At 43.8% G+C, this 25,532-nt stretch carries 17 protein-coding genes; 12 read left to right on the forward strand and 5 right to left on the reverse strand.

The window, feature by feature from the left end:
* Positions 1–47: 47 nt before the first annotated feature.
* The 3 genes from ACK4EX_RS01245 (at position 48) to ACK4EX_RS01255 (ending at position 4,723) form a co-directional block, all read left to right on the forward strand.
* Positions 48–764, forward strand: coding sequence for a tRNA1(Val) (adenine(37)-N6)-methyltransferase (locus ACK4EX_RS01245; protein WP_409768971.1), 717 nt, complete (start codon positions 48–50; stop codon positions 762–764).
* A gap of 135 nt (positions 765–899) precedes the next feature.
* Complete coding sequence (locus ACK4EX_RS01250; protein WP_409768973.1) at positions 900–1,997, forward strand: chorismate mutase; 1,098 nt, start codon at positions 900–902, stop codon at positions 1,995–1,997.
* Positions 1,998–2,086: 89 nt separating this feature from the next.
* On the forward strand, positions 2,087–4,723 hold the full coding sequence (locus ACK4EX_RS01255; protein WP_409768975.1) for a DUF3352 domain-containing protein: 2,637 nt from the start codon (positions 2,087–2,089) through the stop codon (positions 4,721–4,723).
* Position 4,724: 1 nt separating this feature from the next.
* Here the strand turns inward: ACK4EX_RS01255 and ACK4EX_RS01260 are convergent, their stop codons facing one another.
* From ACK4EX_RS01260 to ACK4EX_RS01270, 3 genes are all read right to left on the reverse strand, one after another.
* On the reverse strand, positions 4,725–4,955 hold the full coding sequence (locus ACK4EX_RS01260; protein WP_409768977.1) for a 4a-hydroxytetrahydrobiopterin dehydratase: 231 nt from the start codon (positions 4,953–4,955) through the stop codon (positions 4,725–4,727).
* A gap of 53 nt (positions 4,956–5,008) precedes the next feature.
* Complete coding sequence (locus tag ACK4EX_RS01265) at positions 5,009–6,208, reverse strand: NAD(P)/FAD-dependent oxidoreductase (RefSeq protein ID WP_409768979.1); 1,200 nt, start codon at positions 6,206–6,208, stop codon at positions 5,009–5,011.
* Positions 6,209–6,484: 276 nt separating this feature from the next.
* Positions 6,485–8,674, reverse strand: coding sequence for a glutamine synthetase III (locus tag ACK4EX_RS01270; protein WP_409769405.1), 2,190 nt, complete (start codon positions 8,672–8,674; stop codon positions 6,485–6,487).
* Between the two features lie 705 nt (positions 8,675–9,379).
* Here ACK4EX_RS01270 and ACK4EX_RS01275 point away from each other — a divergent pair.
* The 7 genes from ACK4EX_RS01275 (at position 9,380) to typA (ending at position 22,803) form a co-directional block, all read left to right on the forward strand.
* Positions 9,380–9,877 (forward strand): SixA phosphatase family protein, encoded by a 498-nt coding sequence (locus ACK4EX_RS01275; protein WP_409768981.1) that lies wholly within the window; start codon positions 9,380–9,382, stop codon positions 9,875–9,877.
* A 9-nt stretch (positions 9,878–9,886) separates the two neighbouring features.
* Entirely contained in the window at positions 9,887–11,986 is a 2,100-nt protein-coding gene (gene ppk1, locus ACK4EX_RS01280; RefSeq protein WP_409768983.1) for a polyphosphate kinase 1, read from the forward strand.
* A gap of 350 nt (positions 11,987–12,336) precedes the next feature.
* On the forward strand, positions 12,337–13,791 hold the full coding sequence (locus tag ACK4EX_RS01285) for a glyceraldehyde-3-phosphate dehydrogenase (protein ID WP_409768985.1): 1,455 nt from the start codon (positions 12,337–12,339) through the stop codon (positions 13,789–13,791).
* A gap of 249 nt (positions 13,792–14,040) precedes the next feature.
* Positions 14,041–16,707 (forward strand): DNA gyrase/topoisomerase IV subunit A, encoded by a 2,667-nt coding sequence (locus ACK4EX_RS01290; RefSeq protein WP_409768987.1) that lies wholly within the window; start codon positions 14,041–14,043, stop codon positions 16,705–16,707.
* A 51-nt stretch (positions 16,708–16,758) separates the two neighbouring features.
* Positions 16,759–17,979, forward strand: coding sequence for a GTP-binding protein (locus ACK4EX_RS01295; RefSeq protein ID WP_409768989.1), 1,221 nt, complete (start codon positions 16,759–16,761; stop codon positions 17,977–17,979).
* Positions 17,980–18,123: 144 nt separating this feature from the next.
* Complete coding sequence (locus tag ACK4EX_RS01300; protein WP_409768991.1) at positions 18,124–20,442, forward strand: TonB-dependent receptor; 2,319 nt, start codon at positions 18,124–18,126, stop codon at positions 20,440–20,442.
* A gap of 546 nt (positions 20,443–20,988) precedes the next feature.
* Positions 20,989–22,803, forward strand: a complete 1,815-nt coding sequence (gene typA, locus ACK4EX_RS01305; protein ID WP_409768992.1) for a translational GTPase TypA — start codon at positions 20,989–20,991, stop codon at positions 22,801–22,803.
* A gap of 64 nt (positions 22,804–22,867) precedes the next feature.
* Here typA and purD read toward each other — a convergent pair whose 3' ends face one another.
* Together purD and ACK4EX_RS01315 are read right to left on the reverse strand one after the other, a co-directional pair.
* Positions 22,868–24,139: a phosphoribosylamine--glycine ligase gene (gene purD, locus ACK4EX_RS01310; RefSeq protein ID WP_409768994.1), complete on the reverse strand. Its 1,272-nt coding sequence runs from the start codon at positions 24,137–24,139 to the stop codon at positions 22,868–22,870.
* Between the two features lie 12 nt (positions 24,140–24,151).
* Complete coding sequence (locus tag ACK4EX_RS01315) at positions 24,152–24,667, reverse strand: acyl-CoA thioesterase (RefSeq protein WP_409768995.1); 516 nt, start codon at positions 24,665–24,667, stop codon at positions 24,152–24,154.
* A gap of 175 nt (positions 24,668–24,842) precedes the next feature.
* Here ACK4EX_RS01315 and ACK4EX_RS01320 point away from each other — a divergent pair, with 175 nt between their 5' ends.
* Together ACK4EX_RS01320 and ACK4EX_RS01325 are read left to right on the forward strand one after the other, a co-directional pair.
* Positions 24,843–25,229: a hypothetical protein gene (locus ACK4EX_RS01320; protein ID WP_409768997.1), complete on the forward strand. Its 387-nt coding sequence runs from the start codon at positions 24,843–24,845 to the stop codon at positions 25,227–25,229.
* Positions 25,216–25,488, forward strand: coding sequence for a PD-(D/E)XK nuclease domain-containing protein (locus tag ACK4EX_RS01325; RefSeq protein WP_409768999.1), 273 nt, complete (start codon positions 25,216–25,218; stop codon positions 25,486–25,488). The genes ACK4EX_RS01320 and ACK4EX_RS01325 overlap by 14 nt, the downstream gene beginning before the upstream one ends.
* The last annotated feature ends 44 nt before the right edge of the window (positions 25,489–25,532 follow it).

The raw sequence follows: 25,532 nt of genomic DNA on the forward strand, positions 1-25,532 counted from the left end.
CAGAGCGATGGTTGCACTTCGATTATTTTCGCCTTTCTATTTCCAACATGCCTTTAACTGACCAAAAACCATTTCAAATCTTTGGATTAAGGCTCTTCCACCACCTATCAAGCATTAAAATTGGTACTGATGCTGTACTATTGAGTGCTGCCATTCGCCGATATGCAGCAGCTGACCGAGTGCTCGACGTAGGCTGTGGATGCGGCATCATCGGTTTGTCTTTTGTAAAGAAGTTTTCAAATGCTTTTTTAACCGGTATTGATCTTCATCGTCCCTCGATTGAGCAAGCCACAGAAAACAGCCAGATAAACTTCTTAGAAAACCGCTCTAAATTTTTATGTGCTGATTATCAAACTTTCTCTACTAATGAAAAATTCGATTTGATCGTTTCAAATCCGCCCTTTTTTCAAAACCAGCTCAAGTCGCCTAAAGCAATTAAAAATGCTGCGCGGCATGGCGACGATAGCCTTCCTCATGATGTCTTAATCCATAAATCTGCTGAATTATTAGCAGGAACCTTAGCCCTTATTGTTCCTTACACCTACAGGAATTTGTTTTTACTACTGGCTGAGAATAAGAACTTACGCCCTTCACATGAAATAGTTATTCGTTCTAAACCCGATTCTGAAATTCCTATCCGTGTAATACTTTTTTTTAAAAAGCAAATACGCAGCCCATCATTTTTTGAATCACACGAACTTGTGATTCGCAGAAGTGATAATTCTTTTACGGATGACTATCTGGATTTTGTATATCAGAGCTAAACGAATTTGACGAAATTGAAAAAATAAACAACGCAGCGCATTGTGAAATAAAAATAAAAACCTATTTAAAACGATAAAATCCCAACAATATAATTACGAAATCGTTAAAAAAGTTGGATTTTTGCAGGTGGGATTATGAAAAATGTGACGGAAATACTGACCGGTAAGAGGAATGGTGCCCATGTTCCGCTCATTGCCGGTCCATGCAGCGCTGAGAGTTATGAGCAACTACGCTCCACTGTACTTGAGCTTCGGGAGATTCCGAATCTGATCGCTGTAAGAGCTGGCGTGTGGAAACCTAGAACTCGGCCTGGAAGTTTCGAGGGCATTGGCGAACACGCTCTTCAATGGATTCAAAAAATCAAAGAAGAAACAGGGCTAAAATTTGCCGTAGAGGTGGCTAACTCCTGGCAAACAGAAGCTGCCCTTAACGCCGGCATTGACATACTTTGGATCGGTGCGCGCACCACAGTTAATCCCTTTTACGTACAAGAAATCGCAGAGGTACTGCGCGGGGTAGATGTGCCCGTGATGGTAAAAAACCCCATCCACGCAGACTTAGGCCTGTGGATCGGTGGCGTAGAACGGCTTCGCAAGTCAGGTATTCGTCGCATCGTGGCCGTTCACCGGGGATTTTTTACTTCGGGCACCAGTGTTTTTCGCAACGACCCCAAGTGGGAAATACCTGTAGAATTTCGCACACACATGCCCGATGTACCCATCGTGTGCGACCCTAGCCACATATCGGGCAAGCGCGATTACATCTTCGAAATAAGCCAAGCCGCCCTCGACCTCGAAATGGACGGCCTTATGATCGAGTCGCATTACAGACCAGATCAGGCATTGAGTGACGCTGAGCAACAAGTGACGCCAGCTGAGCTCAAGCAAATCATGGCAAAACTCGTTCGAAGGGAAGAGCTGCCAGAAAATACTGAAGCCCTCGAACACCTCTACGCACTTCGTCATCAAATCGATGCACTTGACCATCAGATACTCAACCTATTGGAAAAACGCAAACATCTGGTCGAGAGCATTGGCGAGCTCAAAAAAGATCACAACATTACGATTCTACAGTTTCAGCGTTGGTTCGAAATCGTAAAAGACCGCAGCCAGCTGGCCAGATTATTGGGCTTAGAAGAAGATGTGATTTTGGAAATCTTCCAACTTATACATCGATCGAGTATTAAAATTCAGCAGCAAATTCTTCAAGGCAAAACCACCGACGTACAATAAGGTAAACTTTATCTTGTTAATATGTTTTTTGAGGTTTTCTAAAAAAATCAGGGAAGGGCGAAACAATAATTTTGTTTCAAATTTGAGGAATGAAAAAAGTTCGCCTATTAAAAGCCTCAAAAATCCTAGTAATTTTCGCCATATTCCTCCTTATTGCCTGCGGCAGAAAGGAAGTCGAACAATTATCTCCCTTTCAATTCATAACACCTGACGCCTCGGTAGTAGTGCTTTCTCATTCTCCGCAAAATTTCATTGCCGATGTTCAGAAAAATGCCTTTTTCAAAAGTCTTAAAGGGTCAAAGTGGCTTGATGAAATAAACAAAGATCTTGAGTTTTTTCGACTGTTGGCAGGCGATAGCACTTTTAGTGTTTTGACTAAAAATTCATTAACCGGAGCTCTGGTGCTATCAGGAGCCAAGAAATACGGTTGGCTGTTCATAGTTGAAAATCCCACAGGAAACTTTCAACCGGTAAAGGACACTGCGGTTTTTGTGATGAGCCCTTACACCTATGAGGGTATACGTGTATTAAAAGTCAAGGATGCCACTTCTCGACAATTTTTCATAGCCCAGGTGAAGAACAGTCTTCTCTTCAGCCGTGAGAAAACTTTAATCGAAGAGGCTGTGCGCACCTATGCCGGAAAGCATTCGTTGCATTATCATACGTCTTTTACGGATGCTCTAAAAAAAATCAATAAAAAAGAACCTATAAATCTCCTCATTAACACAAAAGAATTTGCCAGTGTAATCGATGTGCTGATGCCTGCTGATCCACAAAAATGGATTAGCAAAATGGGGATGTGGGCATCGTTTGATGCTCTTTTCTCTGAAAACACACTGCAAATCGATGGCCTTATTCAAGTGCCCGATTCCATGGGTTTGTATCTGTCCATATTATCACAGAATTACATAGCTGAAAAAAAACTTCAACACCTTCCTATCCCTGCACACGCTGAAGCTTTTGTGTACTATAATTTAGAGAATTATTCTACCTTTTACAGAAAATACCTGGAATATCTCGAACAGAATTCAAAACTTCAAAAACACCAGAAATTATGGGATTCAGAATTTAAAAATATCGACATTAAAAAACTACAGGAATGGCTAAAAGGAGATTTTGGAATGTATTATTTACCCGAAGAAAACGGAAGTTCAAAAGTATTTTTTTGCAGAACAAATAACACTCAAGAATTTTTTAATACATTAAACATTGAAATCAGTAAAAACCCTGCTTTTACTTACAGAGGTCATGATATCTTCCAATGGCCATCTTTAAGAATTTTAGACCTCTTATTCAGCAATCTTAGTCAATTTACATCCAATGTTTTTTACACGATTTATGGTGACTTTTTATTGTTTTCAGATTCCGAATCAGCACTGATCAGCTCAATTAATTCTTGGGAAGAAGCGCTTTTATTAACTAGAACTAAAGAATTTGAAAAAATACATTCAAAAGCGGGACAAATAGGACATTTTATTGCGTATTCAAGAAGAGGTTTTGTGCAAAAAAAATTAGGAAAAAACATTGGTAAAAAATATGTGATAGTCAAAGAAATTTTAGAACGATCAGCACTATTCAATCAAGCTATTGTACAAATTAGTCCATTTAACCAGAATGCGTACATTTCAGCATTGCTCACCAGCGAAACGACTGACGACCAACCCATTCGGCAACTCTGGACATTAAAAAATGCTGATCCCACATTTGGACCATACAAGGCTTTAAACCATCAGGATGGCAGCTTTGAAATTGTGTACCAGGATTCAAAAAATGTATTACATGTTCTGTCATTATCCGGGTCGCAACTGTGGGAGAGGCAGTTAGATGCTCCTATCATGTATGCTACCCAATGGGATATGTTTAACAACGGCCGCTTACAGCACGTGGTAATTACTCAGCGCAGTGCCTATGTAATAGATCGCAATGGCAAAGACGTTGCCCCCTGGCCAAAAAAATTCAGTGGCACAATTACGGCTGCTGCTCTAATGGACTACGACCGAAACAAAAACTATCGCCTGATGATCGGCGAAGGAACTACCTTACACAATTTTGACATAAAAGGCAACCCTGTAAAAGGTTGGCAATTGCAAAAACTACCTTCGCCACTGGCCTATACACCGGAGCTCTATCAGTGGCAAGGACGAGATTTTCTCCTCTTTCAATGTCAAGACGGAACCATTTACGTAACAGATCGCACGGGTACTTCGCGATTAACTGGAGCGTATCCATTTAAGACGACTTCAAAACTGAGGCTCGTATTTCAGGCTGATGCAAAACCTTGGTTTTTGGCATTCATCAAACCTAATGGACAACTTGTCAGTGCCTTTCAAAATGGCAAAGTGGACAGTGTACGCCTGCTCAATGCAGTGGAATACGGTATGGTAGAATACGATGGCAGCTACCTCGGATATGCAGGCGGCAATCGCGTGATGGTAAAAGACGGTGATGTGATTTTTGACAAAAAAGTGCCTTTCGTACTCTCTTCAGCACCGAAAAAGATACTTATAGAAAAGGGGCCGTTTTACTTACTTACCAGCGATCGCGATGAAAAGATTGCAATTATGCGAAAAGATGGCAATTTACTTTCAGGTTTCCCCGTTTATGGAATGGGTGAACCTCTTGTGCTGTATTCAGAGCGTTCCGATCAAGTACTGCTGGTTTGTCGATCAGCACAAGGTCATTTGATAGCGTACACCTTCGACAAAAAACTCCTGAGTAACAACTAATTCAGAATAGAGCGTCTATTGCTTTGGCTAAGGCGTGGTCCTTTTCAGTGACTACCCCTCCGGCATCATGTGTATTAAGTCTAATTTCAACCCGGTTGTATACATTGATCCAATAGGGATGGTGGTTCATTTTTTCGGCCAGTAAGGCCACTTTCGACATAAAGCCAAAAGCTTCGACAAAGTCTTTAAATTCAAAAGTTTTGATCAGGGTATTGTTTTCTTCACGCCACATAGGGAGATTTTTTTATGTAAAACACCTCCCTTATGCGAAAGTTTTATATCTAACTACGGCAAAAAAGAGTAGCCATTTCGAGTTTTCCAGAGGAAATACTTTTCAAAAAGCACCTTGTTGAAATCACCAAAAATGTTGGGCAGCATAATGGCAAAAGCTCTTGGCTTGAAAAGTTTGTTTCCGAAGATGATTACTTCCTTATTGCCGGCGTCCATTACGCAAATAGCAGGGATATCGCCCCATTTTTTAGCTTTGAGTCTTTTCTCTCCTCTCACAACTCGGGCAATGTTTTCAGCTACGATTTTACCAGTCTCATCGCTCGGAAATCCTGTTTTTGGACTGCTGAAAGGTACTTTGCCGGGCTTAAAAGGTGGAACCACATTGACAGCAATTCCTGCAGCCCAAATATTCGGATATTTCTTATGGCGGTAGGTATCGTCCACCTGAAGATATCCTGTGGGAGTAGACTCCAGTTCCTGAGAGTTTTTTATCAGATCAACTCCTACAAACGGAGGCATTACCATAGTAAAGACAGATGATATAACCTCACCGCTTTCCAGGATTACATCGGTGGGTGTCACCTCTTTAATGGCAGCCTCTGTACGAAAATCGACGTCGAACATTTTAAAGAAGCCTTTGAGCATAGCTTCGGCACCCGTCATGCCTTCGATGCCAAAGTGGCCAAGGTAGGGCTCAGGAGTTATCCAGGTGAGTTTTACGCGGTCGCGGATGTTGTTTTTTCTCAGCCAGTGGTCGAGGTTAAAGAGAAATTCATATCCTGCACCCATACAGCCGGCATATTGAGTAGCACCTACAACGATCGGACCCGGATTTTTTGCAAACTCTTCGAGTCGCTTGCGGATTTTCATAGCCCCTTCGTGTGAGCCCACGTAGTAGGCATTCTCGCGTACACCAGGTGCTACATCGAAGTCCACTTTCGGACCGGTAGCTATTACGAGTTGGTCGTAAGAGATTTCACCTTCGGTGGTAGATACAACTTGTCTTTTGGGGTCAATCTTCAGGGCTTCAGCTTGTAGAAAATCAATTCTTTTTTTATGGAGAATTTTTTTTCGATCGAGGGTTATATCTTTAATATCGCGTCTTTTGAAGGGTACCCAAATGAGGGATGGAATGAAGGTGAAAACAGGAGACTTGTCGATTACCAAAACATCTACTTGGTCCTTCAGTTTTCGCTTGAGCTCGAGGGCGGTGGTGAGACCGGCGAAATTCCCCCCGATTATTACGGTTTTCATTGTGATTGGAATTAGATTCAAATGTTCTTTAATAGATCTCTGAAAAACAAAGACATAGCTTAGCTTATAAGGTAATTTTTATCACACAACAAGGTACTGAAATCTATTTTGGATAGTGATGAGAGCCTCCAGTAGCAGTCTTTGATAAAGTGCTTAAAGCCAACCCATTTAATCAAAAGTTGGAATTAAAAACCGCAATAGCTGGCAACTCGCTACGAAATAAGAAAAAAGCCGTCTCAGAAGACTGAAACGGCTTGAGAATGATAAAATAAAAGATTATTTAGAGAATAGAAGTTCTCTATACTTCGGCAGAGGCCAAAGCTGATCGTCGATCATGAGCTCAAGCTTATCGACCTCGTAGCGTATCTTCTGGAAGAAGGGGAGCACTTTTTCGCAGTAGGCTATGGCGCGAGCCTCTGCATCTTCGATCTTATTGCACACCTTGCGAGTTTCAATCATTTCGTCTTTTAAAGCAATGATGGTAGATACGCGTTTTGAGATTTCCTTGATCATGTCGAGCTGCTCTTTTGCGACTACTTCAAACTCTTCAGGTGATAGTATTTCCTTAAGAGAGCGCACATTTTCGATCAAGGTATTTTGATACTTAATGGCCACGGGCACAATGTGGTTACCTGCCATATCGCCCAGTACACGGCTTTCAATCTGAATTTTTTTGAAATACATCTCCTGCATGATTTCGTAGCGGGCATGTACCTCACGCTCGTTCATAATACGGTGTTTTTCGAACAGTTCGATGGCCTTTTTATCGACGAAGGCTTTCAAGGCATGAGGTGTAGTTTTGATGTTGTTCAATCCGCGACGGGCAGCCTCCTGCACCCACTCTTCGCTGTAGCCATCACCTTCGAAGAGGATATTTTTAGAAGCGATGATGTAGTTTTTGAGCACGTTGAAGATGGCGTCGTCCTTTTTCATGCCACCTTCGATAAGGGCATCTACCTCGGTTTTGAACTTCGTGAGTTGCTCGGCCATGATGGAGTTGAGCACGGTCATGGGGCCGGCACAGTTGGCCGAAGAACCGACGGCGCGGAATTCGAACTTATTGCCTGTGAAGGCGAAAGGCGAAGTGCGGTTACGATCGGTATTGTCGAGCAAAATCTCAGGAATACGCCCTACTACGTTGAGTTTAAGCTCTGTTTTCTGCTCAGGGCTGAGTTTTCCGTCTTCAACCTTTTCGAGTTCATGAAGCACTGAGGTTAGAAAATCGCCGATAAAAACAGATATAATGGCAGGCGGAGCCTCGTTAGCACCTAAACGGTGATCGTTTTGAGCAGAGGCAATGGAAGCTCTTAGCAGGTCGGCGTAATCGTGTACAGCCTTGATAGTGTTGATGAAAAAAGTGAGGAACATTAAGTTGCTCTTTGGAGTGCGGCCCGGTGAGAGGAGATTTTTACCGGTGTTGGTCGCCATACTCCAGTTGTTGTGCTTGCCGCTGCCATTGATGCCGGCAAAGGGCTTTTCGTGTAGCAATACGCGGAAATTGTGACGACGGGCAACCTTGTCCATCAGATCCATCAAGAGGGTATTGTGATCAACGGCGATGTTGATCTCTTCGAAAATGGGTGCCAATTCGTACTGGCTGGGCGCAACTTCGTTGTGGCGGGTTTTAACGGGTATTCCTAATTTATAGCACTCGTATTCGAGCTCTTGCATAAACTTCATAACGCGCTCGGGAATGGATCCGAAGTAGTGATCTTCCAGCTGTTGTCCTTTGGCGGGGGCGTGGCCCAGGAGGGTTCGACCGGTCATAGCCAGGTCAGGACGGGCGTTGAAGAGAGCTGTGTCGATGAGGAAGTATTCTTGTTCCCAGCCTAGGGTAGAGTAAACTTTTGTGATGTTCTTGTCGAAGTACTGGCACACGGCAGTAGCAGCCTTGTCGAGGGCGTTCATCGACTTCAGAAGGGGAGTTTTGTAGTCGAGTGCTTCGCCGGTGTACGAAACAAATACGGTGGGAATACAGAGCGTGTTACCCATTACAAAAGCGGGAGAAGTAGGGTCCCAGGCCGTGTAACCGCGGGCTTCGAAGGTGTTTCGAATACCTCCGGAGGGAAATGATGAAGCGTCGGGTTCTTGCTGTACGAGTTGGCTGCCGTTAAACTTCTCGATGGCTCGGCCTTCGCCTGTAGGTTCAAAGAAGGAATCGTGTTTTTCAGCGGTAGCTCCTGTAAGGGGCTGAAACCAATGCGTGTAGTGAGTAGCTCCGAGGCTAGTAGCCCATGCCTTCATACCAGCAGCTATTTGGTCAGCCTTTTCGCGAGTGATTTGGCTTCCGTTTTCGATGGCATCGCGTACAGCCTGATAGGCCTCGGAGGTAAGGAATTCGCGCATAGCGCGGTCGTTGAATACATGGCTTCCGAATACGTCGCTAACCTTATTGGTTGGCAGCGAGAATTCAACAGGTTTTCGCTTAATGCTTTCAAAGAGTGCGGTGAAACGGATGGATGTCATCATATACGATTGAATTTTGCGTACAAAGCAACGAAGCTAAATGGTATCTGACAAAATTTTTTATTTATTTTTTGTGTAGGAGTATAAATTTTATAGGGGTATTAGTGGAAAAATAGCATATTTTAAAAGAGACCCCCTCTAAAAAATACCAAGCTTCTGGTAATTTTTATTAAATGTTGTAGAAAATTTTACTCACCCCCAAACTTTCCTTCCGACGAAAGCTCAAGGGAGCTTTGTCGGTAACTTTGGCATTCTGCTTCCTGCGGACGCAAAGAGGGAGGACGGTCTATCTCTAATTCAGCTTGCAGGATTTAAAGAGGAATTAAGGGTGAGTATAAATGATTCCATCAAAATTTGTATTTGTATATATCCGTGTTCTAAGTTTTAGTTTTCGTTAAGGTTAATGTTTTTACAAACGGCCGGAGGCCGCTGCAGAGCAAGGAATAATTCCCGCTTAATCTGCAGGCGAGTGTTCTAATGCTTTACAAAAACGAAGCTGACTGGCCAAAATGAAGGATTTTAAAGATCCCATACCTGAAATCAACTAAATAACTTTTCAAAATTTTTTTGCTAAAATTATTAGCGAAAGGAATGTTATTTAACCATTAATTTCTCGTAAAACTGTTTAGATTAATAGGATATAACAGACTTTTGTACAACAGATTATACAAACCCCACGTTAAGGTTTGAAATAAATACTGCAGCATGAAAACACTTTACTTAATTCGGCATGCCAAGTCGAGCTGGGACTTCGACAACATTCCTGACCTTGACCGGCCGTTGAATGGTCGCGGAGTGAACGATGCTTATGAATCGGCCAGGTATCTGAGAGAAAATGGCGAAGTTCCTGACCTTATCGTAAGTAGCCCTGCTACCAGAGCATTACATACTGCGCTCATCTTTGCCCGCTCTTTTGGTATTCCGTTTTCAAAAATTCAAATTGAAAGTCAGTTGTATGATGCCCCCGATTGGCAGATTCGCGAGGTGATTCGGCGCATACCGAATTCATGCAATAAAATCATGGTATTTGCTCATAATCCGGGTATTACTGATTTTGTTAATCACGCCATCAATCATCACATCGACAATGTTCCAACCACGGGAATTGCTTGCCTTGTATACAATACCGACGACTGGTCAAAAATCGACACAAAGGCTGAGCTTCGATTTTTTGATTATCCTAAAAAGCGCCGAAAATCTTAAGTGTACTAAATGAACAAAAAGAAGAAAAAGGAACTGCTACAAATAGACCGATATATACCGCGCGATGTTAGTTGGCTCGACTTCAATGCGCGAGTACTTCAGGAGGCTGCAGACCCGACAGTGCCACTTGTTGAAAGGTTAAGGTTCATCGGAATTTTCTCTAATAACCTCGATGAGTTTTTCAGGGTGCGGTATGCTACAATCAAACGCATGAGTATGTTTGGTAAAAAGGCAAGCCGTGAACTCGGGGGCTTTTCACCCGATAAATTGCTTCAAACGATAAGTCATATAGCCAACGAGCAGCAGCAGGAGGCTGAGGAGATTTATGAAGCACTTATCAGCGAACTCTACGCGAAGGGCATAGTAATCGTTGATGAAAAAAACCTGACTACAGGACAAAAGGAGTTTATTCGGCAGTTTTTCATCGACAAGGTTAGCCCTGCTGTTTTCACTTTGATATTAAATCCGAAGCGGCCTTTTCCGCAATTGACCGATAAATCTATTTATCTTGCAATAAAAGCTGAAAATCAGTTAGATGCATCAAAAAATTTCTATGCCCTCATAGAGCTGCCGACCGACTATGTGGGTCGCTTTGTAGAGCTGCCGAAGTACGGCAAGCGCTTTTTTATGTATTTAGATGATTTGATTCGATACAATCTAAATTATATTTTCTTCATATTCAACAATTACAAGTTTGAAGCTTACACAATTAAAATAACTCGCGATGCCGAACTTGACATCGAAAACGACATTTCTAAGAGCTTCATCGACAAGGTAAGTGAAAGTTTAGAAATGCGAAAGACAGGTGACCCGGTGCGCTTTGTGTACGACCGCGAAATACCAGCTGATTTGCTCTCTTACCTGATGAGCAGGATGCAGCTCGACAATTACGACAGTCTGGCCTCAGGCGGACGATACCACAATAAGAAGGACCTGATGAAGTTTCCTGCCATAGACGAATTTCCGTCGGTATATGAGCCGCTTCCGCCATTGAATCATCCTGATCTTGACCTTAACAAAAGCATCATGGATGTAGTGGCGCGGAAGGATGTTTTGCTCTTTCAGCCCTACCACTCCTTCTCATTCGTGATTCGCATGCTGCGCGAGGCAGCCATCGATCCAGATGTAACAAGTATTCAGATCACGCTCTATCGTCTGGCCGAAAAATCGCGGGTAATCTCAGCCATCAAAAATGCTGCCCGAAACGGTAAAAAGGTAGTAGTGGTAATCGAGCTTCAGGCCCGCTTCGACGAAGAGGCTAATATTAAATGGACTGAGGAGCTAAAAAATGAAGAGGTAGAGGTGATCTTCGGCGTGACTGGCTTGAAGGTACACTGCAAGCTGGTACACATTACTCGCTTGCGCAATGAGAAAGTTGAGCACTTCGCCATAGTTAGCACAGGTAATTTTAATGAAAGTACAGCGCGCATCTACACCGACTACGTGTTGTTGACTGCTGACCCCCGCATTACACGTGACATTGCCAAAATTTTTGAATTTTTCAAGACGAATTACAAAGTCTTTCAATACCAGCACTTGATCGTTTCTCCCCACTATCAACGTTTAAAAATCAACGAACTGATCGACAGCGAAATAAAAAATGCTAAGGCTGGTAAAGAGGCTTATATTTTCTGGAAACTGAATTCGCTATCAGATACAGGCATAATCGAAAAGCTCTATCAAGCCTCGCAGGCGGGTGTAAAAATTCGGTTGATTGTTCGAGGTATATGTTCGCTCATCCCCGGCAAACCCGGACTCAGCGAAAATATAGAGGCCATCAGCATTGTAGATCGCTTTTTAGAACACAGTCGCGTATATGTATTTGCCAACGGAGGAGAACCGAAGTATTACATTTCCTCAGCCGACATGATGACCCGAAACATCGAATACCGCGTGGAGGTGACCTGCCCTGTGTACGACCCTAAAATACAGCGCGAAATTCAAGACCACCTCGACATCCTTTGGAAAGACAATTGCAAAGCGCGCCTTCACGGCTGGGAGGTAAAAAATGCCTATCGCAAGACTCCGGGTCCGAAAATCAGAGCTCAGATAGAACTGTACGAATACGTAAAGCGACAACTCAAAAAAGCCGGAGGCCGACAACTTTAAAAACTTTATACTTGCTAAACATATCTACTAAATCCAAGGCACTTGACAGTTAAAAATGGGTTAAGAGCCTAAATATTTTTCACTCATACGCTAAAAAGAATTATACCAAATAATTGCTTATACAAACATCCATTTGCGATCAAAACTTTTATGAAAGCATGCTGAATTACCGGAAAAATTGTTTAGTTGAAAGAAGCGACATTATAAGAAATTTTTTTAAGGTAAGTGTAAAAAATACACACCAAAAAAACTGCATATAAAATTATTATTCAGCAAGTTAATATTTTCAACAACACTTTGTAACACATCCGCCTCTTTCTACTTTTGACACGTATTTCTACCTCATTTACATGATTCGATTAGAAGATTATCAACAAGCGGTAGAAAACCGCATCAAAAACGAAAAAAACGCTGTTTGCCTCATAAAAGCGATCAATGACCTCTGGTACGACAAAGGAGTAGAAACCGTTCTTTTTCGAAATCAACTCATCGATCGTCGTCCGGGCGAGATCCTTAATTTACACCATTACGCTGAGCAGGTGGTAGGTGTACCTCTGAAGGTAGAAGACACCCTGGCAATGGCACAAGCCCTGCTACAGGAAGACATTTGCCCTGCTCGAATGGACCTGGGAAGGCTTACAAAAGAATTTTTAGAAATTGGCCACCAGTTTTCCGATCGTTCGGCATTTATTCACCATCAATTGCGCGATTTCATAGGTCCCGAAAATCGCATTGCGATTCAGCCAAAAGACGTAGTACTTTATGGATTTGGACGAATTGGCCGATTAGTAGCCAGAGAATTGATTGCCCAGGAGGGCAGAGGCGAACAACTTCGCCTGCGTGCTATTGTGACTCGAGAAAACGACGACCTTTCCATCAAAAAGCGCGCATCGCTCCTACGCGTAGATTCTGTGCATGGGGCCTTTCCGGGCACTGTGATTGAAGACTACGAAAACAAAGCCCTTATCATCAATGGCCGAAAGATAGCCATGATAGCCGCCTCAAAGCCAGAAGAGGTAGATTATACTCAATATGGTATAAACGATGCCCTTGTGATTGACAATACAGGTGCCTATCGCGATCGGGCTGCCTTATCTCGTCACTTACAAAGCAAAGGTGTTTCAAAAGTACTCCTCACCGCGCCTGGCAAGGGCGTGCCTAACCTGGTACACGGCGTGAATCAGCGCAGTGTAAATCCTGACGAAGAAAGTATCTTCTCAGCAGCTTCATGTACTACAAACGCCATCGTGCCAGTGTTGAAAGTGATCAACGATGCTTATGGAATTGAAAAAGGTCATATCGAAACTATCCACGCCTATACCAATGACCAGAATCTGGTGGACAACATGCACCCGAAGTACCGCCGTGGCCGCGCTGCAGCGCTCAACATGGTGATTACCGAAACAGGTGCCGGCAGCGCAGTTGATAAGGCCATTCCCGGACTCGGACCAAAGCTAACCTCCAACGCCATTCGGGTACCTGTACCCGACGGATCATTGGCCATTTTACATCTTACGCTTTCAAAATCAACCTCGGTAGAAGATATCAATCAGACCATGCGCCGGGCCGCGCTGCAGGGAGATTTGGTGGAGCAGATCATGTATCACATTTCAGATGAGCTTGTGAGCTCTGACATTATTGGCAATCCATGTCCATCGGTGTTCGACAGCAAAGCCACTATTGTGCATCCCGATGGAAAGTCGGTAGTGCTGTATGTATGGTACGACAATGAATATGGATATACCCGTCAAGTAATACGCCTGAGTAAATACCTGGCTAAAGTGCGTAGAAAGAGCTACTACTAATAAGTTTCAACTGAAGTCAAGGGGAAAAAGCCGCCCTTCGAAGCCTTCGGGCAATAGTTGGGCGGTTTTTGTTTTTTGTGCCTGACAGCGATACAAAATTCATTTATTTACCCACTAAAAACTTATTTAACTATCAAAAGCTGTAAAATGTAACGGAAAATGAAAAGTTTTCGATTCAGCCTTCTGAGGTAAAAAACCGCTTTTCCTACCTTTACGGCTCGATTAAGTTCTAAGCAATCATTCGTATAAATGGCAGACGAAGAGGAACTCATCGGCGAGCCTGACCCCGTACCTGAAGGCATAGGTGAGGGTCATGTTGCCCATCTGAATAAGGTGTCGGGCATGTATCGCGAATATTTTTTGGATTACGCCTCCTATGTAATTCTGGAACGCGCTGTGCCTGCTATGTACGATGGCTTGAAGCCTGTGCAGCGACGCATACTGCACTCAATGTACGAGATGCACGACGGCCGCTATCACAAGGTGGCAAACATCATCGGAAATACGATGAAATACCACCCGCATGGCGATGCATCGATAGGCGACGCTTTAGTACAGCTCGGCCAAAAAGACCTGCTGATCGACTGCCAAGGAAACTGGGGAAACATCCTAACCGGCGATGGAGCAGCTGCTCCCCGATACATAGAAGCTCGTCTTACCAAGTTTGCCCTTGACGTAGTCTTTTCGCCAAAAATCACCCAATGGCAAGCCAGCTACGACGGACGGGCAAAAGAGCCGATCTTCTTTCCCGTAAAATTTCCGCTACTGCTTGCACAGGGGGTAGAAGGTATAGCAGTAGGTCTCAGTACCAAGATTTTACCACACAATTTCAACGAGCTTATCGATGGCTGCATTAATGTGCTCCATGGTAAGCAGGTGGGGATATATCCAGACTTCCCTACAGGCGGAGTAGCCGATGTAAGCAATTACAACGACGGCCAACGCGGAGGGCGTGTACGCGTACGCGCAAAAATTTCAGCGCTGGATAAAAAGACCCTTGTCATCACCGAAATACCCTACGGTACTACTACAGGCTCACTGATCGAAAGCATTCTGAAAGCCAATGAAAAAGGCAAAATCAAAATCCGCAAAATAGAAGACAACACCGCCGAAAACGTCGAAATTCTCATTCATCTTCACCCGGGCATTTCTCCCGATAAGACCATCGATGCGCTCTACGCTTTCACCGATTGCGAGGTGAGCATTTCGCCAATGGCATGCGTGATTTATGAAGACAAGCCTCTCTTTATGGGCGTAAGTGAGATGCTGCGCGAATCGGCTTTTCTAACCCGAAATCTTTTAAAAGCCGAACTCGAAGTAAAACTCAACGAGCTGCGCGAGGCCTGGCACTTCGCTTCGCTTGAACGCATATTTATTGAAAACAAAATTTACCGCGACATCGAAGAGGCTGAAACCTGGGAACAAGTAATCAGCTACATCCGAAAAGGGTTAGAACCTCACATCGGCCACCTGCTGCGACCTGTAACCGACGATGACATTGTGCGCCTAACAGAAATCAAAATAAAGCGCATTTCTAAATACGACGCCAATAAAGCCGACGACCACATAAAAGCTCTCGAAGGTGAAATCGCCGAAGTGGAATTCAACCTCACTCATCTGACCGAATACACCATCAAGTGGTTTCAATATCTTAAAGAAAAATATGGCAAAGGCCGTGAGCGCAAGACCGAATTGAGACTTTTCGATGAAATCCAGGCACAAACCGTCGCCATTGCCAACGAAAAGCTCTATGTAAATCGCGAAGAGGGTTTCGTAGGCATTGGAATGAAAAAAGACGAATATGTATGCGATTGCTCAGATTTAGACGATGTCATCGTTTTCCGTCGCGACGGCAAAATGCTTGTGGTAAAGGTGGACCAAAAAGTGTACGTCGGTAAAGACATCCTACATGTAGCCGTTTTTAAAAAAGGCGATAAGCGCACCATTTACAACGTCATTTATCGCGATGGCACCAAAGGACCGTCCTACATGAAGCGATTTTATGTAGATGGCGTAATTCGCGGCAATGAATACGACATAACACAAGGCAAACCAGGCAGCGAGATTCTGCATTTTTCGGCCAATCCGAATGGAGAAGCTGAAATTGTTTCAGTGTATTTAAAACCCATAAGCAACATCAAAAAATTGCGCTTTGATATCGATTTTGCCTCCCTTTCCATAAAAGGCCGAAGTGCACGGGGCAATCTGGTAACAAAATATCCGATCAAAAAAATAGAGCTGAAAGAAAAGGGCATTAGCACACTCGCTCCACGCAAAATCTGGCTTGATGAGAGTGTAATACGCCTTAATACTGACGGTCGCGGCCGACTTCTGGGCTATTTTGGAGGTGAGGATAAAATCATCGAAATCAGCAAAAACGGCAGCTATCGACTCACCGGCACTGACCTTAGCACACATTTCGACGACGACTACCTCTTTATCCGCAAGTTTAATCCAGAGGACGTCGTAACTTGCGTGTACTGGGATGCCGGCAAACAGCGGTACTTCGTTAAGCGCTTCCATCCCGAGAAGTCAGAGAAGCGCGAAACCTTCATCCCCGACGGAGATGGCAACTTTGCAGAGGTAATAACTTTTCAGAAAAATCCAATCATTCGCATCGACTTCGAAGAGGTAAAAGGTAAACAACGTCCTTCTGAAGAAGTCAATTTAGCAGAATTTATTACCATTAAAGGCATGAAAGCTCAGGGAAATCAGCTCACTACCTACCCAGTGAAGCAGATTGCTCTCATTAGCCCCGACGATGAAGAATCACCTGAAGAAGAGCCAAGTGAAAATCCCACGCTTGAAAGCGAAAAACCTTTTACTCTGGAATTTGAAATCGGCGACAAAACTGTGCGCCAAATCTCGATCTTCGATGAGTTGGAAAACGACAATCAACAACCATCAAATCCCTGAATATCCGTTGAATATGGCGAATGATTTCATAAATCCAACCAGGTAGAGGCATTGACCACCGAACATCTAAAAACTTTTAAAGTAGCCATAGCCGGTAGTACTGACGACGGCAAGAGTACTCTGCTTGGCCGTCTGCTCATTGACTCCGATAATGTACCGCACGATCAACTTGAGGCCATATCTGCTGAGAGCCAACGTCTCGGCCGACCTATGCCCGAAATTGCCTGGCTCACCGACGGCCTCAGCACTGAACAAGCCAAACTCATTACCATCGATGTAGCATATCGCACCATCCGTTGGAAAGGCTGGCGTATGCAGCTTATCGATACACCAGGCCATCTCGAATATCTCCAGAATACTGCCACCGGATTAAGTCAGGCAGACGCCTTGGTATTGCTGTTAGACGTTTCCCGGGACTTCACGGTTCAAACACTTCGCCACTTGCAGCTGGCTAAAATGTTTGCCATTTCACACATTGCCATAGTAGTCAATAAGATGGATACCGTTGATTACTCGTGTCAAAGTTTCGAGGTCTGTGTTTCCAGATTCCGAAATTTTGCCAGCTCTCTTATGCCTGACTCCGTTCTCATTATCCCGGTATCAGCACTTCATGGCCATAATGTGGTTAAAAATCATAATCTAACGCCTTGGTATAAAGGACCTACTTTATTAGAGTATTTACAGCACCTCGCCGATACAGGTGCTTCTTCTATTTTCAAAACGGAATCATCATCCCTTTCTATTGCCAAAATTTTCTGGGCTTCCCGATTCCCACCTCGGGCAGGTATTAAAGTCATCACCGGTAAGATCGAGACAGAAAATGACTATTACATCCCTAACAAAAACAACCAGAAAGTGAGGGTCAAAGAAATTCATTATATAGGCAATCCTGTAAAAACCCTGGGTCCGGGTCAGTCAGCAGTTTTAACTACTGAAGCACAGGTGTCGCTTAAGCCTGATTGGATATTAATTGACACACCACTTAAGCCTGCAGTGATCAGAGTGCAAACCGATGGGCTTCAGCTACTTCCTTTCACATCTCACCTGAAATATCATTGGATCACGCCCCTTGGAACTTATCCAATCCGAATCATTAAAACATCCATCAGTCAGCCTCAAAGCACTCAAGGTACTGAATACCCAAAATTTGTATCAGCTGTTTTAGAATTCACATTTTTCGATGAAGTTCCCTTTCAGCTGTTCCAAAGGGGCTTACTTGTTGATTCCGAAGGTAAATTGGTAGCCATCACAGGTTCAGTACACCTAATTTAAGTACTATTCGTAACAGATTCATGGTTTTAAAATGAGAATGGCGAGGCTTGTTTTTTGGCATTTTTCTAAATAATCTGTGAAATATTATGCGTTACAAATTCGACTTTTTATTCCCTTTACATTTGCTTTAAAAGTCATTAAAGCATGCGGTTGAGATTGTTAATTTTTGTGCTTTTTATTCCCTTTTTCGCATTTCCTCAAACGGCCACGCAGGGTCGTGTTCGCGGTTACGTATTCGATGCCCAAACCAAGGAACCCCTGCCTTTTGTAAACGTCGTTTTAGAAGGTGATAAAAAGGTCGGAGCCATTACAAATGAGGATGGATTCTTCGTATTGCCAAATGTAAATCCAGGAACATATACGCTGAAAGTGAGCTTAATTGGATACGAAACCTTCACAAAGCAAGTGACCGTGGTGGCCAATCGCGTTATTAATGAGCGCATCAGCTTGAAAACCTCTACGCAATTTTTGGGCGAGGTAGAGATCAACGCCCAGAAAATTGAAGCCCAAACCAAAATTCAAACTGGCGTAATATCTCTCAATCCTAAAAAAATTGAAAGCTTCTCGGCAGGTGGCGATGCCGACATTATGCGCGCCATTCAGGTTCTGCCAGGTGTAGTATCCACGGGCGACCAGGGCGGCCAGATTTTCATTCGAGGTGGTGCTCCCATTCAAAACCTCGTATTGCTCGACAATATGATTCTTTACAACCCTTTTCACAGCATAGGTTTTTACTCTGTATTCGACCCCGATATTATACGCTCGGCTGATATCTACACTGCCGGATTCGGCGCAACCTATGGCAGCCGCAATTCATCGGTGATGGATTTCAAAACACGAAACGGCAATAGCGACCGACTCACCGGAAAACTCTCTTTGAGTACCTTTACTTCTAAAGTACTACTTGAAGGCCCCATTTGGAGAAATCCTGAGTCTAACGAATCGGTCTCCTTCATACTTTCTGCTAAAAACAGCTTTTTGAATCGCACCGATCGACTCTTCTACCCATATATCGAGTCTCAATTCGGCGGCCTTCCCTTCGAGTTTAACGATTATTATGGCAAAGTTTCTTTTTCTACCGGTACAGGCGCCGGTTTTAATGCCTTTGGCTTTTCTTTTGACGACGCGGTAACCTTTGACCAAACCAGCACCATCAACTGGACTCAGACGGGTGGTGGAGCTGACTTTACCATCGTGCCGGAAGGCACCACTGTGATTATTGATGGAAATTTTGGCTATACCAACTACAACATCAACGCCGACTTTAGCGATGGACAGCCCCGTCGCAGCGAAGTAGGTGGTTTCAATGCAGGCATCAATTTCACCTACCTCATGCGCAAGAGCGACGAGCTCAAGTTTGGCGTTCAGGCCATCGGCTACCGCACTGAGCTATTGCTCACCAATCCTGTAGGCCAACGCATCTTTAGCGACGACAACTCAACAGAGCTTGCCGGTTATGTATCGTACCGGCTCAATACCGGTCGCTTCCTCATAGAGCCCGGCCTCCGACTTCACTACTACGCCAGCCTTAGTGACCTCTCCTTCGAGCCTCGCCTTGGTGCTAAGTATAACCTCAACGAAGACATGCGCATCAAAGCCTCTGCCGGCGTATATTCCCAAAACCTCGTAGCAGCCAACTCTGACCGCGACGTTGTAAACCTCTTCTATGGATTCCTCGGAGGGCCGACCAGTATACCCTCTACCTTCAAAGGCCGCAACTTCTTCCTCAGCTCGCAGACAGCCTACCACTACATCGCCGGCTTCGAATACGACATCACCCGCAAAACTACCCTGACTATCGAAGGCTACCTGAAAGATTTTGCCATCAACTACAATCTCAATCGCAATAAAATCTATGAAGAAGGCACTCCCGGCCAGCCTGATGAACTCTCAAAAGACTTCATCATAGAGACCGGTATGGCCTCAGGCATCGACTTCCTCCTCAAATACGAAGAAAAACGCCACTACCTCTGGCTTGCCTACTCACTGGCACGCATTACCCGTTTCGACGGCCAGATCGAATACTTTCCCGTTTTTGACCGTCGGCATAATCTCAACCTTGTGTATACCTACTCTGCCGGCAAAAACAAAGAATGGGAATTTAATGCCCGATACAACTTCGGCACCGGCTTCCCCTTTACCCCTACACAAGGCAACTTCGTGCAGCTCAACTTTACGAATCAATTCAACCAACCTTTTGCTAATTACAACTTCGTAAAAGAAAATGGTGTAATAGGTTACTACTACGGCGAGCTCAACTCTGCCCGCTTGCCCAACTATCATCGATTCGATATCAGCCTCAAGCGCACCTTCCAGATAGCCGAAAACCAAAGGCTAGATATCAGCGCCGGTGCCACAAATCTGCTCAATCGAAACAACATTTTCTACTACGACCGCCTTCGCGCCCGTCGGGTCGACCAATTACCTATTCTTCCCACCGTTTCTGTAAGCTACACATTCTAATAAATCTTCTTTTTTTCAAAAGCTGGCTTTCATTCCCGAAGGTTCATTATTCTGTCTTCGGGATTTTTTTTTATGCGTTTAAAACTCGAAGCGGTCTCCTCATGCGTTTGTAACTAAAAAACTAATAATTCTCTTATAAAACAGATTTATCCATGAATTTTCGCAGATTCATTTTTACACACCCTGATTCCCTCTTCATTGTTGCCAAATTCAACAGAGAGCCGAAGGTGCCGACAAAGCTCCTCTGAGCTTTTGCTGGTAGGCGTCAGAGAGTGAATAATTTATGGGTTAAGTTTTGGCTTTAAACTTTTACTGATACTAAAACCAAAATCTCTTCTTAGCCTATTTGCGAATTCTTCGGGAGAAGAAACATGTGGATTAAAGGTTAAGGGTTTGTGTTTGTCAATGCTTAAATGTAGACCGTTATCAACCAGCATATACCCTATTTATGTCATATTCACTTCATCTAAAGATTTAAATTCAACAATATTTAGCAGATTCAGCCCGCCCTCAAAGCCTATTTTTGCGCCCTGATTTACCTTCAGAATGCTCAATCACAGAAATATAGCCATCATCGCCCACGTCGATCACGGCAAAACAACCCTTGTGGACAAAATGCTAATCGCCGGCAAACTCTTTAAAGACCACGAACTGCCAGGCGAACTCATTCTCGACAACAACGACCTGGAGCGCGAGCGGGGTATCACGATCATTGCTAAGAACGTATCAGTACGATACAAAGACTACAAAATCAACATTATCGATACCCCGGGCCATGCAGACTTTGGCGGAGAGGTAGAGCGCGTTCTTAACATGGCCGATGGCGTGCTTCTTCTTGTCGATGCCTTTGAAGGCCCGATGCCACAAACGCGCTTTGTACTTCAAAAAGCCTTACAACTCAGACTAAAACCCATCGTCGTCATTAACAAAGTAGATAAGCCAAACTGCCGCCCTGAAGAAGTGTATGAGCAAGTGTTCGACCTAATGTTTTCGCTCGATGCCACCGAAGAGCAGCTCGACTTCCCGGTAGTATATGGCTCTGCCAAAAACGGCTGGATGGGCCCTGATTACAAAAATCCGACTTCCGATGTCACTTACCTATTCGACCAAATCATCGAACACATACCACCGCCAAAAGTAGAAGACGGAAGTTTGCAAATGCTCGTTACATCGCTCGATTACTCCAGCTATACGGGCCGCATCGCTATTGGTAGACTCCAACGCGGTAAATTGACGCCCAACACCCCCGTCAGCCTTATAAAGCGCGATGGTACGGTTCTAAAATCAAAGGTTAAAGAAGTATTTGTATTTGAGGGCTTTCAACGCGCTAAGGTTGAATCGGTAGATGCCGGCGAAATTGTGGCCGTTACGGGCATTGAAGGCTTTGAAATAGGTGATACCATCGCCGATGCCGAAAATCCGGAAGCACTGCCTGGTATAGCCATCGAAGAGCCTACCATGAGCATGCTCTTCACCATAAATGACTCACCCTTTTTTGGAAAAGAAGGCAAGTTTGTAACATCACAAAAAATAAAAGAAAGGCTCGACAAAGAACTTGAGCGCAACCTGGCACTGCGTGTTAAAGAGACCGGCTCATCAGACACCTTCATGGTCTTCGGCCGCGGAGTACTGCACCTTAGTATCCTCATTGAAAATATGCGACGCGAAGGCTTTGAGCTTCAGATCGGCCAGCCACAGGTGATCATAAAAGAGATCGACGGCAAGCGCTACGAACCAGTAGAAGAGCTCACAATCGACCTTCCGGAAGAGTTCTCCGGAAAAGCTGTAGAGGCTGTAACTCTTCGCAAAGGTGAGTTGTTAAAAATGGAACCTAAAGGCGATCGCATGCACCTGGAGTTTCTCATTCCATCACGTGGTCTCATAGGTTTGCGCAACTATATGCTCACAGCCACACAGGGCGAAGCTGTTATGGCGCACAGGTTTTTAGAATTCCAACCCTACAAAGGGCCAATTACCGGGCGCTCCAACGGAGCCATCATCTCTCTTGAAACCGGTACAGCCATTCCCTATTCAATAAATAACCTTCAAGACCGCGGAATATTCTTTATCGAACCCGGCGAAGAGGTATATGAGGGGCAAGTAATCGGCGAAAACAACCGTCCCGGAGACCTTGCCGTAAACGTAACTAAAACCAAGAAACTCACCAATATGCGCTCCAGTGGTGCCGATGAAAAAATGCGCATCGCACCGGCCAAGAAGCTAAGTCTGGAAGAAGCTTTAGAATACATTCAAGACGATGAGTATGTAGAGGTAACACCAAAATCTATAAGACTCCGTAAAATACACCTAAGAGCTTCAGATCGCGAGCGCTATAAGAAAGCTAAAGAAGCTGTTTCTTAATCCTCGTATTTACAATAAAGAAAAAAGGTCCCGGCTAAAACATTAAAAGTCCGGGACTTTGTTTTTACATGAACTCGTAACCGATGTCCCTTCTGAAATACATCTGTTGAAAGTGAATTTTTTCGATTGTATTATAACTTTTGTTTAGAGCCTCCTGAAGAGAATGATCGAAAGCAGTTACGCTAAGCACTCTTCCTCCGTTGGTCAAAATTTGATTGTCTTTTCTCAGTGTACCTGCATGGATTAAAAGGATATTTTCTTCCAAGACCTCGGGTAAGGTAATTGGGAATCCTTTAGCATAAGCTTCCGGATATCCACCGGAAACCAACATCACTGTAGCAGCGTGTTTTTGTAAAACGTGAGCTTGCCTATTTTCAACAATATTTCCTAAAGCTACATCAAAACACAACTGTAAAAAGTCTTCGTCCAATCGAGGTAGAATCACTTCCGTTTCAGGATCACCGAGACGACAATTGTATTCAATCACGTAAGGATTACCATCGACGTTCATTAGTCCAAAAAAGATAAACCCCCGATAGGTAACCCCTCTTTGTTTTAATCCGGCAAGCGTTGGCTCAATAATCCGTTGAATTACTTTCGTCCTTAACTCCTCATCAAAAAAAGGTACCGGGCTTACAGCACCCATGCCGCCAGTATTTAGTCCCGTATCTCCCTCGCCTACCCTTTTGTAGTCTTTTGCTTCAGGCAATAAAACATAGCGATCTCCATCAGTAGCAATGAATACGGAAAATTCGGTTCCCCTGAGAAATTGCTCAATAACTACTTGATTTCCAGCACTTCCAAATTTTTTTATTTTTATTACATCATCAAGTGCAGAAAAGGCTTCTTCTAGCGATTGACAAATGAGTACACCCTTACCAGCAGCTAAACCATCCGCTTTAATTACATAAGGTGGATCTATTTGTTTTAAAAATTCTTTAGCCTCGTCTATCTGATTGGCCGAAAAAGATCGGTATGCTGCGGTAGGGATTCCCGATTCGCTCATAAATTGTTTTGCATACACCTTACTACCCTCCAGTATAGCTCCGGCCTTATTTGGACCACATACAGGTACACCAATATGCGATAATTCATCAGCTAATCCATTTACAAGTGGTTCTTCAGGCCCTACGATGACTAAATCAATTTTTTCCGATGTTACAAAGTGGATAATAGACTCAAAATCGTTGTAACCAAATGGCAAGTTCTTTCCGTAAGCATCGGTTCCTCCGTTTCCTGGAGCGATAAATAAGTGATGTGGAATGAGGCTTTTTGAAATTTTCCACGCCATTGTGTATTCTCGACCTCCACTACCCAGCAGTAAAATTTTTTTCATAAAAACGCAATTTCAATCTTTTACAAATAGTGCTTTTAATTCAGTAGCTTCTTCAGGTTTCATTTTACCGCTGAGTATCAGAGCTAACTGACGCCGACGGAGTGCTCCTTCGTATCTTTTCTTCTCCAGCTCAGTGACAGGCTCTACTGGTGGCACCTGTATGGGGTTTCCCAATTGATCAACTGCAACAAATGTGTAAATGGCTTCATTTGCTTTAATGCGTTCACCACCTACTTTCTCCTCGATGTAAACATCCACAAAAACCTCCATAGAAGAGTAAAAAGAGCGACTTACCTTAGCCTCTAAGGTCACAATACTTCCTTCTGGTATAGGATGTTGAAATGAGACATGATTTACTGAGGCCGTAACTACAATGCGCCTGCAATGCCTATGTGCAGCTATGGCAGCACATCTATCCATCCAGCTCAGCAATTGCCCCCCGAAGAGATTTTTCAAATTATTTGTGTCGTTAGGAAGCACCATTTCAGTCATGATCGTTAGAGATTCGGATGGATTTTTTGGCTTCATTGTTTGAGATTTTGATCAGTGCAAATATCCGCAAAGCGGTATTTGGAATTTGGTGAAAATATGATTAATCCTTTGCTTAACTTTTAACCCTTTAAACTGAGAAACGATAAACTACCTTTTTCAAAGACCCTCCTGAAATGAACCTCGCCCTTTATCCAATCCGGTCATCAAAACGTTGCCAAAATCTGGCAACAAGGTATTGTATACATGGATAAAACGGAATTTATTTATTAGCTCGTTAACAGAGGAGGGTATTACTTCCACTCTGGTCTTCGTAGGTTTGGCAGGTCATTGCTGGTCAACACCAAGGTGTATTTCTATTGGGCAAAAGAGATCTATTCGAAGGCCTCTTCATCTGCGAAAAATAGGACATTCAGGAGTATCAGGGCACAAAATTCCCTTTGCCAACATTGGCTATCGCAAGATTTCGCTCTCAAAAGCACTGAACGACGAACTTGACCGCTTAGCTCTGAGCTTTGGTCATTCTCTTACTGGTCAGAGTCCATCGGTAAAGTTTGGCTATCTGATTAATCTTCTATACAATACCAGTGGAAAAAAATAAAGAGAAGTTTTATGCCTTGGTGCATTTGATCTTTACCCTTGCCGAAGTGTACTTTCTAAGCGAAGTACACACCAGTCGCGGCAGAGCTGACAGCGTCTTTATGCTGGGCGATAATGTGTACTGCCTTGAGCTTAAGCTCGAAGGCTTAGCCAAAGGAGCCCTCTTACAAATCGACCAAAGTGGCTACTTCGACCACTGGAAAAACTACGGCAAACACCTCCACAAAATCAGTATCAACTATTACTCCCAGACACGTTAGGTGGAAGTACCGCTGTGAGAGTAATTCTCAGTAAAAAATTCTTT

This window comes from Thermaurantimonas sp., assembly GCF_046299575.1.
Taxonomy (GTDB): domain Bacteria; phylum Bacteroidota; class Bacteroidia; order Flavobacteriales; family Schleiferiaceae; genus Thermaurantimonas.

What these genes read in the sequence shown, in the direction of transcription:
- ACK4EX_RS01245 (WP_409768971.1), top strand. Translation starts at nt 48, where the DNA reads ATGCCTTTAACTGACCAAAAACCATTTCAAATCTTTGGATTAAGGCTC.
- ACK4EX_RS01250 (WP_409768973.1), top strand. Translation starts at nt 900, where the DNA reads ATGAAAAATGTGACGGAAATACTGACCGGTAAGAGGAATGGTGCCCAT.
- ACK4EX_RS01255 (WP_409768975.1), top strand. Translation starts at nt 2,087, where the DNA reads ATGAAAAAAGTTCGCCTATTAAAAGCCTCAAAAATCCTAGTAATTTTC.
- ACK4EX_RS01260 (WP_409768977.1), bottom strand. Translation starts at nt 4,955, where the DNA reads ATGTGGCGTGAAGAAAACAATACCCTGATCAAAACTTTTGAATTTAAA.
- ACK4EX_RS01265 (WP_409768979.1), bottom strand. Translation starts at nt 6,208, where the DNA reads ATGAAAACCGTAATAATCGGGGGGAATTTCGCCGGTCTCACCACCGCC.
- ACK4EX_RS01270 (WP_409769405.1), bottom strand. Translation starts at nt 8,674, where the DNA reads ATGACATCCATCCGTTTCACCGCACTCTTTGAAAGCATTAAGCGAAAA.
- ACK4EX_RS01275 (WP_409768981.1), top strand. Translation starts at nt 9,380, where the DNA reads ATGAAAACACTTTACTTAATTCGGCATGCCAAGTCGAGCTGGGACTTC.
- ppk1 (WP_409768983.1), top strand. Translation starts at nt 9,887, where the DNA reads ATGAACAAAAAGAAGAAAAAGGAACTGCTACAAATAGACCGATATATA.
- ACK4EX_RS01285 (WP_409768985.1), top strand. Translation starts at nt 12,337, where the DNA reads ATGATTCGATTAGAAGATTATCAACAAGCGGTAGAAAACCGCATCAAA.
- ACK4EX_RS01290 (WP_409768987.1), top strand. Translation starts at nt 14,041, where the DNA reads ATGGCAGACGAAGAGGAACTCATCGGCGAGCCTGACCCCGTACCTGAA.
- ACK4EX_RS01300 (WP_409768991.1), top strand. Translation starts at nt 18,124, where the DNA reads ATGCGGTTGAGATTGTTAATTTTTGTGCTTTTTATTCCCTTTTTCGCA.
- typA (WP_409768992.1), top strand. Translation starts at nt 20,989, where the DNA reads ATGCTCAATCACAGAAATATAGCCATCATCGCCCACGTCGATCACGGC.
- purD (WP_409768994.1), bottom strand. Translation starts at nt 24,139, where the DNA reads ATGAAAAAAATTTTACTGCTGGGTAGTGGAGGTCGAGAATACACAATG.
- ACK4EX_RS01315 (WP_409768995.1), bottom strand. Translation starts at nt 24,667, where the DNA reads ATGAAGCCAAAAAATCCATCCGAATCTCTAACGATCATGACTGAAATG.